This is a genomic window from Pseudomonas sp. R25(2017), from assembly GCF_002112565.1.
GTDB lineage: Bacteria > Pseudomonadota > Gammaproteobacteria > Pseudomonadales > Pseudomonadaceae > Aquipseudomonas > Aquipseudomonas ekonensis.
The window spans coordinates 114,493-128,346 of record NZ_NEHZ01000017.1; the positions used below are offsets into that span (position 1 = coordinate 114,493).

Annotated in this window: 11 protein-coding genes; 9 read left to right on the forward strand and 2 right to left on the reverse strand. The window is 65.6% G+C overall.

The genetic code is table 11. From position 1 onward, the window contains the following. Window position 1: 1 nt before the first annotated feature. The 9 genes from murD (at window position 2) to lpxC (ending at window position 10,471) form a co-directional block, all read left to right on the forward strand. Window positions 2-1,348 (forward strand): UDP-N-acetylmuramoyl-L-alanine--D-glutamate ligase, encoded by a 1,347-nt coding sequence (gene murD / locus CAG31_RS21310; RefSeq protein WP_085584847.1) that lies wholly within the window; start codon window positions 2-4, stop codon window positions 1,346-1,348. After that, a complete protein-coding gene (gene ftsW, locus CAG31_RS21315) occupies window positions 1,345-2,562 on the forward strand; it encodes a putative lipid II flippase FtsW (protein ID WP_085584849.1) in 1,218 nt (405 codons plus the stop codon). The genes murD and ftsW overlap by 4 nt, the downstream gene beginning before the upstream one ends. Further along, complete coding sequence (gene murG, locus CAG31_RS21320) at window positions 2,552-3,622, forward strand: undecaprenyldiphospho-muramoylpentapeptide beta-N-acetylglucosaminyltransferase (protein WP_085584851.1); 1,071 nt, start codon at window positions 2,552-2,554, stop codon at window positions 3,620-3,622. Before ftsW ends, murG begins: the two co-directional genes overlap by 11 nt. Continuing rightward, window positions 3,615-5,075, forward strand: coding sequence for a UDP-N-acetylmuramate--L-alanine ligase (murC, locus tag CAG31_RS21325; protein WP_085584853.1), 1,461 nt, complete (start codon window positions 3,615-3,617; stop codon window positions 5,073-5,075). The genes murG and murC overlap by 8 nt, the downstream gene beginning before the upstream one ends. Then, the gene (locus CAG31_RS21330) at window positions 5,072-6,034 is read left to right on the forward strand and encodes a D-alanine--D-alanine ligase (RefSeq protein WP_085584855.1); all 963 of its coding nucleotides are present in this window, start codon (window positions 5,072-5,074) and stop codon (window positions 6,032-6,034) included. Before murC ends, CAG31_RS21330 begins: the two co-directional genes overlap by 4 nt. Before the next feature lie 4 nt (window positions 6,035-6,038). Further along, entirely contained in the window at window positions 6,039-6,905 is an 867-nt protein-coding gene (locus CAG31_RS21335; RefSeq protein ID WP_085584856.1) for a cell division protein FtsQ/DivIB, read from the forward strand. 15 nt (window positions 6,906-6,920) lie between these two features. Continuing rightward, window positions 6,921-8,180 (forward strand): cell division protein FtsA, encoded by a 1,260-nt coding sequence (ftsA, locus tag CAG31_RS21340; RefSeq protein ID WP_065261511.1) that lies wholly within the window; start codon window positions 6,921-6,923, stop codon window positions 8,178-8,180. Between the two features lie 67 nt (window positions 8,181-8,247). After that, a complete protein-coding gene (gene ftsZ / locus CAG31_RS21345; RefSeq protein WP_085584858.1) occupies window positions 8,248-9,447 on the forward strand; it encodes a cell division protein FtsZ in 1,200 nt (399 codons plus the stop codon). Window positions 9,448-9,559: 112 nt separating this feature from the next. Next, the gene (lpxC, locus tag CAG31_RS21350; RefSeq protein WP_085584860.1) at window positions 9,560-10,471 is read left to right on the forward strand and encodes a UDP-3-O-acyl-N-acetylglucosamine deacetylase; all 912 of its coding nucleotides are present in this window, start codon (window positions 9,560-9,562) and stop codon (window positions 10,469-10,471) included. Between the two features lie 207 nt (window positions 10,472-10,678). Here the strand turns inward: lpxC and CAG31_RS21355 are convergent, their stop codons facing one another. Further along, window positions 10,679-12,184, reverse strand: a complete 1,506-nt coding sequence (locus tag CAG31_RS21355; RefSeq protein WP_085584863.1) for a sensor domain-containing diguanylate cyclase — start codon at window positions 12,182-12,184, stop codon at window positions 10,679-10,681. A 191-nt stretch (window positions 12,185-12,375) separates the two neighbouring features. Next, window positions 12,376-13,692: an OprD family porin gene (locus CAG31_RS21360; RefSeq protein ID WP_085584865.1), complete on the reverse strand. Its 1,317-nt coding sequence runs from the start codon at window positions 13,690-13,692 to the stop codon at window positions 12,376-12,378. Window positions 13,693-13,854: the final 162 nt, after the last annotated feature.

A 13,854-nucleotide genomic window follows, 5' to 3' on the forward strand; every position in this document is an offset into this window, starting at 1 on the left:
AGTGTCCCTGATCGCTTCCGACCACTTCCGCATCATTGTCGGCCTCGGCAAGAGCGGCATGTCCCTGGTTCGCTTCCTGGCGAACCGGGGCGTGGCGTTTGCGGTGGCCGACACGCGGGAAAACCCGCCGGAACTGGCCACGCTCAAGCGTGACTATCCGCACGTGGAAGTGCGTTGTGGCGAGCTGGACGTCGAGTTCCTGTGCCGTGCCGACGAACTCTACGTGAGCCCCGGCCTGGCGCTGGCGACCCCGGCCCTGCAGGCCGCAGCGGCCCGTGGCGTGAAACTGTCCGGCGACATCGAGCTGTTCGCGCGCAACGCGAAGGCGCCGATCGTGGCCATCAGCGGCTCCAACGCGAAAAGCACCGTCACCACCCTGGTCGGCGAGATGGCGGCTGCCGCCGGCAAACGCGTGGCGGTGGGCGGCAACCTCGGCACGCCGGCGCTGGACCTTCTGAGCGACGACGTCGAGCTGTACGTGATGGAGCTGTCGAGTTTCCAGTTGGAGACCACCGACCAGCTCAACGCCGAAGTGGCGACTGTGCTCAACATCAGCGAAGACCACATGGACCGCTACAGCGGCCTGCCGGCCTACCACCTGGCCAAGCACCGGATCTTCCGGGGCGCCAAGCAGTTCGTGGTCAACCGCCAAGACGCCCTGAGCCGTCCGTTGATGGGCGAGGGCCAGCCGTGCTGGACCTTCGGCCTGACCAAACCGGACTTCAAGGCGTTCGGCATTCGCGAAGAGGACGGCGAGAAGTGGCTGGCCTTCGAATTCCAGAACCTGATGCCGGTGCGCGAACTGAAGATCCGCGGCGCCCACAATCAGTCCAACGCCCTGGCGGCGCTGGCGCTCGGCCATGCGGTCGGCCTGCCGTTCGACGCGATGCTCGCGGCGCTGCGCAACTTCGCCGGTCTCGAGCACCGCTGCCAGTGGGTGCGTGACGTGGACGGCGTCGGCTACTACAACGACTCCAAGGCCACCAACGTCGGCGCCGCGCTGGCCGCCATCGAAGGCCTGGGCGCGGACATCGACGGCAAGATCGTGCTGATCGCCGGCGGCGACGGCAAGGGCGCCGAATTCCATGACCTGCGCGATCCGGTGGCGGCCCACTGCCGCGCCGTGGTCCTGATGGGCCGCGACAGCGACAAGATCGGCGAGGCCCTCGGCGACGCCGTGCCGCTGATCCGTGCCGGCTCCCTGGCCGAAGCCGTTGCGCAATGCCGCGCCGCCGCCCGTCCGGGCGATGTGGTGCTGCTGTCGCCGGCCTGCGCCAGTTTCGACATGTTCAAGAACTACGAAGACCGGGGCCACCAGTTCGTCCGCACCGTGGAGGATCTGGCATGAGCCTCAAAGGGATCATCAAGCCGTACCCGTCGCCGATCATCACCGGACGCGGCATCGACCTCGACTTCCCGATGCTCGCCGGCTGCCTGGCGCTGCTGGGGCTCGGGCTGATCATGATCGCCTCGGCGTCGACCGAAGTGGCGGCGGCCCAGTCGGGCAGCGCCCTCTATTACATGATCCGCCACCTGATCTACATCGTGCTGGGGCTGGGCGCCTGCGTCGTGACCATGATGATCCCGATCGCCACCTGGCAGCGCATGGGCTGGATGATGCTGATCGGCGCCTTCGGCCTGCTGGTGATGGTGATCGTTCCCGGCATCGGCCGGGAGGTGAACGGCTCGATGCGCTGGATCGGCTTCAGCTTCTTCAACGTGCAGCCCTCCGAGATCGCCAAGGTGTTCGTGGTGATCTACCTGGCCGGCTACCTGGTGCGCCGGCAGAAGGAAGTGCGCGAAAGCTGGATGGGCTTCTTCAAACCGTTCATCGTGCTGCTGCCGATGGCGGGCCTGCTGCTGATGGAGCCGGACTTCGGCGCCACCGTGGTGATGATGGGCGCGGCCGCGGCGATGCTGTTCCTGGGCGGCGTCGGCCTGTTCCGGTTCTCCCTGATGGTGGTGCTGGCGGTCGCGGCGGTGGTGCTGCTGATCCAGATGCAGCCGTACCGGATGGCGCGTCTGACCAACTTCGCCGACCCGTGGGCCGACCAGTTCGGCGCCGGTTACCAGCTGTCCCAGGCGCTGATCGCGTTCGGCCGCGGCGAGTGGCTGGGCGTCGGCCTGGGCAACAGCGTGCAGAAGCAGTTCTACCTGCCGGAAGCCCACACCGACTTCGTGTTCTCGGTGCTGGCCGAGGAGCTGGGCGCCGTGGGTTCGCTGTGCACTGTGGCGCTGTTCGTGTTCGTGTGCATCCGTGGCATGTACATCGGCCTGTGGGCCGAGAAGGCCAAACAGTTTTTTGCCGCCTATGTCGCTTACGGGCTGTCGTTCCTGTGGATCGGCCAGTTCCTGATCAACATCGGCGTGAACGTCGGCCTGCTGCCGACCAAGGGCCTGACCTTGCCGTTCCTCAGCTACGGCGGCAGCTCCCTGGTGATCTGCTGCGCCTGCCTCGGCCTGCTGCTGCGGATCGAGTGGGAGAGCCGCACGCACCTGGGCAGCGAAGAGATGGAATTCCATGAGAGCGACTTCGCCGAGGAGCCGAACCATGGGCGCTAACGTATTGATCATGGCCGGCGGCACCGGCGGCCACGTGTTCCCGGCGCTGGCCTGTGCCCGCGAGTTCCAGGCGCGCGGCTACACCGTGCACTGGCTCGGCACCCCGCGCGGGATCGAGAACGACCTGGTGCCGGCCGCAGGCCTGGAACTGCACCGCATCAACGCCACCGGCCTGCGGGGCAAGGGCAAGCTGTCGCTGCTCAAGGCGCCGTTCATGCTGCTCAAGTCGGTGCTGCAGGCCCGTGCCGTGATGCGCCGCCTCAAGCCGGTGTGCGTGGTCGGTTTCGGCGGTTATGTGACCGGCCCCGGCGGTGTCGCCGCGAAGCTGGCCGGCGTGCCGGTGATCGTTCACGAGCAGAACGCCGTGGCCGGCACCGCCAATCGGATGCTGGTGCCGTTCGCCGCCCGGGTGTGTGAAGCGTTTCCCGACACCTTTACCCTGTCGGACAGCCGCCGCACCACCGGTAACCCGGTGCGCAGCGAGCTGTTCCTCGAAACGCCGCGGCAGGCCCTGGCCGGTCGCAAGGCACGTTTGCTGATCCTGGGCGGAAGCCTGGGCGCAGAACCGTTGAACAAGCTGTTGCCTGAAGCCCTGGCGCAAGTCGCTGCCGACCTGCGTCCGGAGGTGTTCCACCAGGCCGGCAAGCACCACGATGAAGTGACTGCAGAGCGCTACCGCGCCGCCGGCGTCGACGCGCAGGTGCAGCCGTTCATCAAAGACATGGCCCAGGCCTATGGCTGGGCTGACCTGGTGGTGTGCCGCGCAGGCGCCCTGACCATCAGTGAACTGGCCGCCGCCGGTCTGCCTTCGATGCTGGTGCCCTTGCCCCACGCCATCGACGATCACCAGACCCGCAACGCCGATTATTTGGCCCGCGAAGGCGCTGCCTTCCTGATGCCGCAAAGAACGACCGGCGCAGCGGACCTTGCCGCGCGCCTGACAGAGGTCTTGATGCAACCGCAACGACTCGAACAAATGGCCCAAGCGGCCCGCCGTCTGGCCAAACCCGATGCCACCCGTAGCGTGGTCGACACCTGCCTGGAGGTGGCCCATGGTTGAGAATCAGAAAGCCATGCCGCAACCGGAAATGCGCCGCATCCGCCGCATCCACTTCGTCGGCATCGGCGGCGTGGGCATGTGCGGCATCGCCGAGGTGCTGCTGAACCTGGGCTACGCCGTGTCCGGCTCGGACCTGAAGGCTTCCCCGGTCACCGAGCGCCTGGAGTCCTTCGGCGCGCAGATCTTCATCGGCCACCGTGCCGAGAACGCCGCCGCAGCCGACGTGCTGGTGGTGTCGAGCGCGGTCAACACCTCCAACCCGGAAGTGGCGACCGCCCTTGAGCGTCGCATTCCCGTGGTGCCCCGTGCCGAGATGCTGGCCGAGCTGATGCGCTACCGCCACGGCATCGCCGTCGCCGGCACCCACGGCAAGACCACCACCACCAGCCTGATCGCTTCGGTGTTCGCGGCCGGCGGCCTGGATCCGACCTTCGTCATCGGCGGGCGCCTGAACGCCGCCGGCACCAACGCGCAGCTGGGCACCAGCCGCTACCTGGTCGCCGAGGCGGACGAGAGCGACGCGAGCTTCCTGCACCTGCAGCCGCTGGTGGCCGTGGTCACCAACATCGACGCCGACCACATGGCGACCTACGACGGCGACTTCAACAAGCTGAAGAAGACCTTCGTCGAGTTCCTGCACAACCTGCCGTTCTACGGGCTGGCGGTGATGTGCCTGGACGACCCGGTGGTGCGCGAGATCCTGCCGCAGGTCAAGCGTCCGACCGTGACCTACGGCTTCAGCGAAGACGCCGACGTGCGCGCGATCAACGTGCGCCAGCAAGGCATGCAGACCTTCTTCACCGTGCTGCGCCCCGACCGCGAGCCGCTGGAGGTGTCGGTGAACATGCCCGGCAACCACAACGTGCTCAATTCCCTGGCGACCATCTGCATCGCCACCGACGAAGGCGTCAGCGACGAAGCCATCGTCCAGGGCCTGTCGGGCTTCCAGGGCGTGGGCCGGCGCTTCCAGGTCTACGGCGAGCTGCCGGTGGACGGCGGCAACGTGATGCTGGTCGACGACTACGGCCACCACCCGACCGAAGTCGCGGCCGTGATCAAGGCCGTGCGCGGCGGCTGGCCTGAGCGCCGCCTGGTGATGGTCTACCAGCCGCACCGCTACAGCCGCACCCGCGACCTGTACGACGATTTCGTCAACGTGCTGGCCGACGCCAACGTGCTGCTGCTGATGGAGGTCTACCCGGCCGGCGAAGAGCCGATCCCCGGCGCCGACAGCCGCAAGCTGTGCAACAGCATCCGTCAGCGCGGCCAGCTCGACCCGATCTACATCGAGCGTGGCGCCGATCTGGCGCCGGTGGTCAAGCCGCTGCTGCGCGCCGGCGACATTCTGCTGTGCCAAGGCGCCGGTGACATCGGCGGCCTGGCGCCGAAACTGTTGAAAAGCGAGTTGTTCGCCGGGGCCGTCGCGGCGCCGGTCGAGGGGAAGTTGAAATGAGTGCTGCCTACGCGAACCTGTTCTCCACCATCGCGCCGAAAGACTTCGGCCGCGTCGCCGTGCTGTTCGGCGGCAAGAGCGCCGAGCGTGAAGTCTCGCTGAAGTCCGGCAACGCCGTGCTCGCCGCGCTGCAGAGCGCCGGCGTGGACGCGTTCGGCATAGACGTGGGCGACGACCTGCTGCAGCGCCTGTTGAGCGAGAAGATCGACCGCGCGTTCATCATCCTCCACGGTCGTGGCGGCGAGGACGGCAGCATGCAGGGCCTGCTCGAAGTCGCCGGCATTCCGTACACCGGCAGCGGCATCCTGGCCTCGGCGCTGGCCATGGACAAGCTGCGCACCAAGCAGGTCTGGCACAGCCTCGGGATCCCGACGCCGCGCCACGCCGTGCTGCGCAGCGAAGCGGACTGTATTTCGGCGGCGGCGGAACTGGGCTTCCCTTTGATCGTCAAACCGGCCCATGAAGGTTCAAGTATCGGGATGGCCAAAGTGACTTCCGCGTCCGAGTTGATCGACGCCTGGAAAGCGGCCAGTACCTACGATTCGCAAGTGTTGGTCGAGCAATGGATCCAGGGTCCGGAGTTCACCATCGCCACCCTGCGCGACCAGGTGTTGCCGCCGATCGCCCTGGGCACGCCCCACACGTTCTACGACTACGACGCCAAGTACATCGCCAACGATACCCAGTACCGCATTCCGTGCGGGCTCGATGCCGCCAAGGAACAGGAACTCATGGACCTGACGGCCAAGGCCTGCGACGCGCTGGGCATCGCCGGCTGGGGACGTGCGGACGTGATGCAGGACGCCGACGGGCAGTTCTGGTTCCTGGAAGTGAACACCGCTCCGGGCATGACCGACCACAGCCTGGTGCCGATGGCGGCCCGGGCCGCCGGTCTGGATTTCCAGCAACTGGTTCTGGCCATCCTGGCCGCCAGTGTCGAAGCAGACGCGCGAGGTTAAGGCCATGCAAGGCGCACAGCTCAGACATCAGCCCTCCGCACCCGGCCGCAAGCCGGTGCCGCGGGGCGCCAGCCGCATGGTGGCCAAAGAGCCGATGTCCGCGCGCCTGCCCAAAGCCAATTTCGGCTTCCTCAAAGGGCTGTTCTGGCCGGTGCTGCTGGTGGCCCTGGGGTTCGGCACCTACGAAGGCGCGCAGCGGCTGCTGCCGTACGCCGACCGGCCGATCACCAAGATCGCGGTGCAGGGCGACCTGAGCTACATCAGCCAGCAGGCGGTGCAGCAGCGGATCGCCCCGTACGTGGCGTCGAGCTTCTTCACCATCGACCTGGCCAGCATGCGCACGGAGCTTGAGCAGATGCCGTGGATCGCCCACGCCGAAGTGCGTCGGGTGTGGCCGGACCAGGTGGTGATCCGCCTCGAAGAGCAGTTGCCGGTGGCCCGTTGGGGCGACGAGTCGCTGCTCAACAACCAGGGCCAGGCGTTCACGCCCAAGGAACTGGCGAACTACGAACACCTGCCGCAGCTGTTCGGCCCCCAGCGGGCCCAGCAGCAAGTGATGCAGCAGTATCAGGTGCTGAGCCAGATGCTCAGGCCGTTGGGCTTCTCGATCGCGCGCCTGGAACTGCGCGAGCGGGGCAGCTGGTTCCTGACCACCGGTGCCGGTAGTTCCGGCCCCGGCATCGAGTTGCTGCTGGGACGCGGCAACCTGGTGGAAAAGATGCGCCGCTTCATTGCCATCTACGACAAGACGCTCAAAGAACAGATTACGAACATTGCGCGCATCGATCTGCGCTACGCCAACGGCCTGGCCGTTGGCTGGCGGGAACCTGTAGCGCCGCCGGCAGCCCAACCCGCTGTCGCAAAGAATTAAGAAGAGGCAGGACCCATGGCAAACGTGCAAAGCGGCAAAATGATCGTCGGTCTGGATATCGGCACCTCCAAAGTGGTGGCGCTGGTAGGCGAGGTCGCTGACGACGGCACGCTCGATATCGTCGGGATCGGCACCCATCCGTCCCGCGGCCTGAAGAAAGGCGTGGTGGTGAACATCGAATCCACCGTGCAGTCGATCCAGCGCGCCATCGAAGAGGCGCAGCTGATGGCCGGCTGCCGGATCCACTCGGCGTTCGTCGGCGTGGCCGGCAACCACATCCGCAGCCTGAACTCCCACGGCATCGTGGCGATCCGCGACCGCGAAGTCAGCTCCGCCGACCTTGAGCGCGTGCTCGACGCCGCCCAGGCCGTGGCGATCCCGGCCGACCAGCGGGTGCTGCACACCCTGCCGCAGGACTACGTGATCGACAACCAGGAAGGCGTGCGCGAGCCGCTGGGCATGTCCGGCGTGCGCCTGGAGGCCAAGGTCCACGTGGTCACCTGCGCCGTCAACGCCGCGCAGAACATCGAGAAGTGCGTGCGCCGCTGCGGCCTGGAAATCGACGACATCATCCTTGAGCAACTGGCCTCGGCCTACTCGGTGCTCACCGACGACGAAAAGGAACTGGGCGTGTGCCTGGTGGACATCGGCGGCGGCACCACCGACATCGCGATCTTCACCGAAGGCGCCATCCGCCACACGGCGGTGATCCCGATCGCCGGCGACCAGGTGACCAACGACATCGCCATGGCGCTGCGCACCCCGACCCAGTACGCCGAAGAGATCAAGATCCGCTACGCCTGCGCCCTGGCCAAGCTGGCCGGCGCCGGCGAGACCATCAAGGTGCCGAGCGTCGGCGACCGTCCGCCGCGCGAGCTGTCCCGCCAGGCCCTGGCCGAAGTGGTCGAGCCGCGCTACGACGAGCTGTTCACCCTGATCCAGGCCGAACTGCGCCGCAGCGGCTACGAAGACCTGATTCCGGCGGGCATCGTCCTGACCGGCGGCACCTCGAAGATGGAAGGCGCCACCGAGCTGGCCGAGGAAATCTTCCACATGCCGGTGCGCCTGGGCGTGCCGCACGGCGTCAAGGGCCTCGACGACGTGGTGCGCAACCCGATCTATTCGACCGGCGTGGGCCTGCTGATGTACGGCCTGCAGAAGCAGTCCGACGGGATCTCGTTCTCGGGCATCGGCAGCCGCGACAGCTACAGCAACGACGAGCCGCAGGCGCCGTTGCTCGACCGACTGAAGAAGTGGGTCCAAGGCAATTTCTGAAGCTTTACCGCAGCACCGCAACAAACGGCAGTAGGCGAAAAAACTAGAGAATGTAAGGAGAGGGAAAATGTTCGAACTCGTAGACAACATCCCCGCAAGCCCGGTAATCAAGGTTATCGGTGTCGGCGGTGGCGGCGGCAACGCCGTCAATCACATGGTCAAGAGCAACATCGAAGGCGTCGAGTTCATCTGCGCCAACACGGATGCCCAGGCCCTGAAGAACATCGGTGCGCGCACCATCCTGCAACTGGGCACCGGTGTGACCAAGGGCCTGGGTGCGGGCGCCAACCCGGAAGTCGGCCGTCAGGCCGCGCTGGAAGACCGCGAGCGCATCGCTGAAGTCCTGGCCGGCACCAACATGGTGTTCATCACCACCGGCATGGGCGGCGGCACCGGCACCGGTGCGGCGCCGATCATCGCCGAAGTGGCCAAGGAAATGGGCATCCTGACCGTTGCGGTCGTGACCCGTCCGTTCCCGTTCGAAGGCCGCAAGCGCATGCAGATCGCCGACGAAGGCATCCGCATGCTGTCCGAAAGCGTCGACTCGCTGATCACCATCCCGAACGAGAAGCTGCTGACCATCCTGGGCAAGGACGCCAGCCTGCTGTCCGCCTTCGCCAAGGCCGATGACGTGCTGGCCGGCGCCGTGCGCGGCATCTCCGACATCATCAAGCGTCCGGGCATGATCAACGTCGACTTCGCCGACGTGCGCACCGTGATGAGCGAAATGGGCATGGCGATGATGGGCACCGGCTGCGCCAGCGGCCCGAACCGTGCGCGCGAAGCGACCGAAGCGGCCATCCGCAACCCGCTGCTGGAAGACGTGAACCTGCAGGGCGCACGCGGCATCCTGGTGAACATCACCGCCGGTCCCGACCTGTCCCTGGGCGAGTACTCCGACGTGGGTTCGATCATCGAAGCCTTCGCCTCCGAGCACGCGATGGTCAAGGTCGGCACCGTGATCGATCCGGACATGCGCGACGAGCTGCACGTGACCGTGGTCGCCACCGGTCTGGGCGCCAAGATCGAGAAGCCTGTGAAGGTCATCGACAACACCGTCCACACCACCATGGCCGCCGCCCCGGTACAGCCGCAGCAGGCCCCTGCACGTCAGGAGCAGCCAGCGGTGAACTACCGTGACCTGGACCGTCCGACCGTCATGCGCAACCAGGCCCAGGCCGGTGCTGCGACTGCCGCGAAGATGAATCCGCAAGATGACCTGGACTACCTGGACATCCCGGCTTTCCTGCGTCGTCAGGCCGATTGATGAAATGTATCAGGGGTATTCAGGTGATTGGTGTTCAGCAAAGGCTCGGTCTGCTATCATCGCCAGCCTTTGTTGATACCAGTTCGCAATTTGCGCTGAAGCGGCCCATGCCATGATTAAACAACGCACACTGAAAAACATTATCCGTGCCACCGGTGTTGGCCTGCACTCCGGCGAGAAGGTCTACCTGACCCTCAAGCCTGCGCCGATCGACACCGGGATCGTCTTCCGTCGTGCCGACCTCGACCCAGTCGTCGAGATCCCGGCCCGCGCCGCCAACGTCGGCGAGACAACCATGTCGACGACGCTGGTCAACGGTGACGTGAAGGTGGACACGGTGGAGCACTTGCTCTCGGCCATGGCTGGCCTGGGCATCGATAACGCCTACGTCGAGCTCTCCGCGTCCGAAGTCCCGATCATGGATGGCAGCGCCGGACCTTTCGTATTCCTGATTCAGTCGGCTGGCCTGGAAGAGCAGGACGCCGCCAAGAAGTTCATCCGCATCCTGCGGGAAGTGACCGTGGAAGACGGCGACAAGCGCGCCACTTTCGTCCCTTTCGACGGGTTCAAGGTGAGCTTCGAGATCGATTTCGATCACCCGGTTTTCCGCGACCGCACCCAAAGTGCAAGCGTGGACTTCTCCAGCACGTCGTTCGTGAAGGAAGTCAGCCGCGCCCGTACCTTCGGCTTCATGAGTGACATCGAGTACCTGCGCAAGCACAACCTCGCACTCGGCGGCAGCGTGGAAAACGCGATCGTGGTCGATGCCGATGGCGTGCTGAACGAAGACGGCCTTCGCTACGAAGACGAGTTCGTTAAGCACAAGATCCTCGATGCGATCGGCGACCTCTACCTGCTGGGCAACAGCCTGATCGGTGAGTTCAAGGGCTTCAAGTCCGGTCATGCACTGAACAACCAGCTGCTGCGCAAGTTGATTGAGCAGACAGATGCGTGGGAAGTCGTGACGTTCGAAGACGCCAGCACCGCTCCGATCTCTTACATGCGCCCGGTTGCGGCGGTGTAAGTAAAAAACCTCTCTAGTTTTTTGAAGGCCACCTTTGGGTGGCCTTTTTTTATGCCCGGATTCGTTGCACAGCGGGCGCCAGCCCCCTGGTGATGGCAGTGGGGCAGCCACCACAGTTGTAGTGGTGCGCATGAATCTTGCGAACACCCGGTGCCCCCTGTGGGAGCCAGCCTGCTGGCGATGGCGTCAGCACCGTCAGCTCAAGGCTCAGGCCACCACCACCCGGTTGCGCCCACCTTCCTTGGCCTGGTACAACGCCTTGTCCGCCGCAAACAGCAGTTGCTCAAGGCTTGAGTCCATTGCCGTCGTCCAGGTACTGACGCCGATGCTCACGGTCATCGGCGCCTCATCGCCGTCCGCGTGGGGCAACTGCTCCACCGCCGCGCGGATGTGCTCGGCGATCTGCCGGGCGCCGGCGCTGTCGGTCTCGGCGAGGATCACCGAAAACTCCTCGCCGCCATAACGGGCCACCAGATCCGCCGGGCGCCGCACGTTCGCGCTGACCACCCGGGCCAGCGCCTGCAATGCCCGGTCCCCGGCCTGGTGCCCGTGGCGGTCGTTGAAGGCCTTGAAGCGGTCGGCGTCGATCATCAGCACCGATAACGGCTTGCCCGAGCGCTGGGCGCGGAACCACTCGTGGCGCAGCGACTGGTCGAGCATGCGCCGGTTGGCCACGCCGGTGAGGGCATCGGTGGCCGCCAGCTGCGCCAACTCCCGCTCGGCCCGGTGGCGCAGGCGCAGTTCCCGGGCCAGCAGCCAGGTCAGCCACAGCAGGCCGGCGCAGAGCACGCCGGTGGCGCCGCTGATCAGGATCGCCGTGCGCTGCCAGGCGCCGAACACCGCATCGCCGGACAGGGCGACGATCACCGTCAGCGGCAAATTGCCGACCCGGGAGTAGGTGTACAGCCGCTGCCGCAGATCCATGCTGGAAATGCTGTTGAAGCTGCCGTTGCCGCCGCTGTCGCCGAGGATCCGGATCACGTTGGGCCGGTTGGCGAAGCTCTTGCCGATGGAGTCGCTTTGCAGGTAAGGCTTCTGTGCCAGCAGCAGGCCGTCGCTGTTGATGATGTTCAGGGTGCTGTCGACGCCGATGTCGAGGCTGTTGAACAGCTGGTCGAAGTAATCGAGCTTCATCGACGCCACCGCCACGCCGATGAATTCGCCGGTGTCGGAAGACATGCGCCGACTGAAGCTGATCCGCCATTGGTCGGCCTCGTCGCAGTCGCAGCGGGTCTTGAACGGACGGCTGATGAACAGGCCCGCGTCGCGGTTGAAGGCATGGGCCAGGAAGTAGTCGCGGTCGGCGAAGTTGCCCGGTTTCGGCTCGACCCGGGAAGAGTCGGCCACCACCTCGCCGTGCTTGTCGAGCAGCAGGATGTCGCCCTTGAAGCGCACTGCGGTGGAGCGGTCGAACAGGGCCATGTGGCGGATCTGCGGCGACACGTGCTTGAGGTCCTCGCGCTGGGCGGCGGCGATCAGGCCTTGCAGCGTCAGGTCGTACAGCTCGACGGTGCGCAGCACATCGGCGTCGATCAGTTGGGCGATGGTGGTGGCGCTGCGGGTGGCCGATTCCTGGGCGTTGGCGTGCTCGCGGATCAGCAGGAAGGTGACGATGCACACGATCGCGACGACGGTCAGCAGGCTGCCGAGAATCAGCAGCGGCACGGAACGTCCGGTCTTGCCCGAAGCAGGTGGGGTGCGGCTTGCGATCATGGTGGGCGTTCGGTTGTGGATTTTTGTAAGCGTAGGCCTGCAGATACCATTGTGGGAGCGAGCCTGCTCGCGATGGCGATCCTTCAGCAACCTGGATGTTGGCTGATGCACCGCCATCGCGAGCAGGCTCGCTCCCACAGGATATTGGAACGGCCTGAGGGTCAGGCCGATCCTCTAGCGTAGCGCCGATCTTAGAAGACGTTGATCGGGTAGTCGATGATCACGCGGTATTCATCGGTGTCGGAGTCCAGTGCGCCGTAGCCGTTGCCGCCACGGTTGGTCGCCCATTGCAGGCGCACCGCCAGGTCTTTGGCCTGGCCGCTCTGCACCACGTACTTGAGGTCGACGTCGCGTTCCCAGTGCTTGGCGTTGCGCCCCTCGGCGCTGTACCACGCGGCGTAGCCGGGGCTGTTCGGGTCGGTCTTGGTCAGGTCCAGGGTGCCGCGCGAGTAGGACACCGCCGAAGTCAGGCCCGGCAGGCCGACGCCGGCGAAGTCGTAGGCGTACTTGAGCTTCCACGAGCGCTCGTTGGGGCCGTTGAAGTCCGAGTACTGCTGGGAGTTGTCCAGGTAGATGCTGTCGCCCTGGCTGATGTAGTCGAACGGCGTGTTGCCGTTGACCCTTTGGTAGGCGGCGGTGAGGCTGTGGCTGCCGATGCCGACCGTGAAGTGCACGCTCCAGGTGTTGTTGTCGATGTCGCCCAGCAGCGCCTCGCCGGTGTCCTGGGTGTGGTAGTAGTGCAGGCCGGGGTTGAGGCTGACCAGATCGTTCAGCGCCCAGGTGTAGTCCAGGTCGTAGTAGTACTGGTTCCAGATGTCCTTGAGTTCGGAGGCGTACAGGCTGCTGGTCAGGCCTTCGACGCCGCTCCAGGCCACGCCGGCCCAGTTCAGGTGACGGCTTTCGTCGCCGTCGGGGAGGCTGCCGTAGGAAGTGCCGATGCGCTTGTGGCCGCTCTGGTTGTAGGGCTTGGTGAAGCTGGCCTGGCCGCCTTCGATCAGCCAGCCGTCGAAGCTGCGGTTGGTCAGGCTCAGGCCGCGGAACGTCTGCGGCAGCATGCGGCTCTCGCCGCCGGCGATCACCGGGTTGGTGAGGAACAGGTCGCCGACCTTGAGCTCGGTGTCGAACGCGCGCATTTTCAGGGTGCCGCCGGCCGTGGAGAACGAGCCCGGCGCTTTGCCGCTGCCGTCGCTCACCGGCAGGATGCTGGAGTTGTCGGTGCCGCCACCGCCGTCGAGCTTCAGGCCAAGCATGGCGTGGGCGTCGACGCCGAAGCCGACGGTGCCTTTGGTGTAGCCGGACTCGAACTTGCCGAGCAAGCCCTGGCCCCACTCGATGTTGTCGTCCGCCTGCTGCAGGCGGTTGCGGTTCATGTAGTAGTTGCGGGCGTTGAGGTTGAGGCTCGAACCTTCGACGAAGCCTGCCTTCTCGGGTTCGGCGGCCTGGGCTGCCGGGGCAATCGTTGCGGCGACTGCAATGAACAGCGGGGTGAAACGGACTGGGTAACGCACGTGCGGTAAAGCTCCTTGGGTCAACGTTCTCTTCAATCGCTTGAGGGGCGGGATGTTTCTAATTGTTAAAGACGATCCGGACGGCCTTCAGACCACAACGAAAAAAAGGCCGCTGAAATTCAGCGGCCTGGAGTGACGACGGTCGAACGGGAAGAGCCAAAC

Excerpts from the sequence above, each read along its gene's own strand:
- CAG31_RS21335 (WP_085584856.1), top strand. The coding sequence starts at position 6,039 with ATGCAAGGCGCACAGCTCAGACATCAGCCCTCCGCACCCGGCCGCAAG.
- ftsZ (WP_085584858.1), top strand. The coding sequence starts at position 8,248 with ATGTTCGAACTCGTAGACAACATCCCCGCAAGCCCGGTAATCAAGGTT.
- CAG31_RS21355 (WP_085584863.1), bottom strand. The coding sequence starts at position 12,184 with ATGATCGCAAGCCGCACCCCACCTGCTTCGGGCAAGACCGGACGTTCC.
- ftsW (WP_085584849.1), top strand. The coding sequence starts at position 1,345 with ATGAGCCTCAAAGGGATCATCAAGCCGTACCCGTCGCCGATCATCACC.
- murC (WP_085584853.1), top strand. The coding sequence starts at position 3,615 with ATGGTTGAGAATCAGAAAGCCATGCCGCAACCGGAAATGCGCCGCATC.
- ftsA (WP_065261511.1), top strand. The coding sequence starts at position 6,921 with ATGGCAAACGTGCAAAGCGGCAAAATGATCGTCGGTCTGGATATCGGC.
- murG (WP_085584851.1), top strand. The coding sequence starts at position 2,552 with ATGGGCGCTAACGTATTGATCATGGCCGGCGGCACCGGCGGCCACGTG.
- CAG31_RS21330 (WP_085584855.1), top strand. The coding sequence starts at position 5,072 with ATGAGTGCTGCCTACGCGAACCTGTTCTCCACCATCGCGCCGAAAGAC.
- lpxC (WP_085584860.1), top strand. The coding sequence starts at position 9,560 with ATGATTAAACAACGCACACTGAAAAACATTATCCGTGCCACCGGTGTT.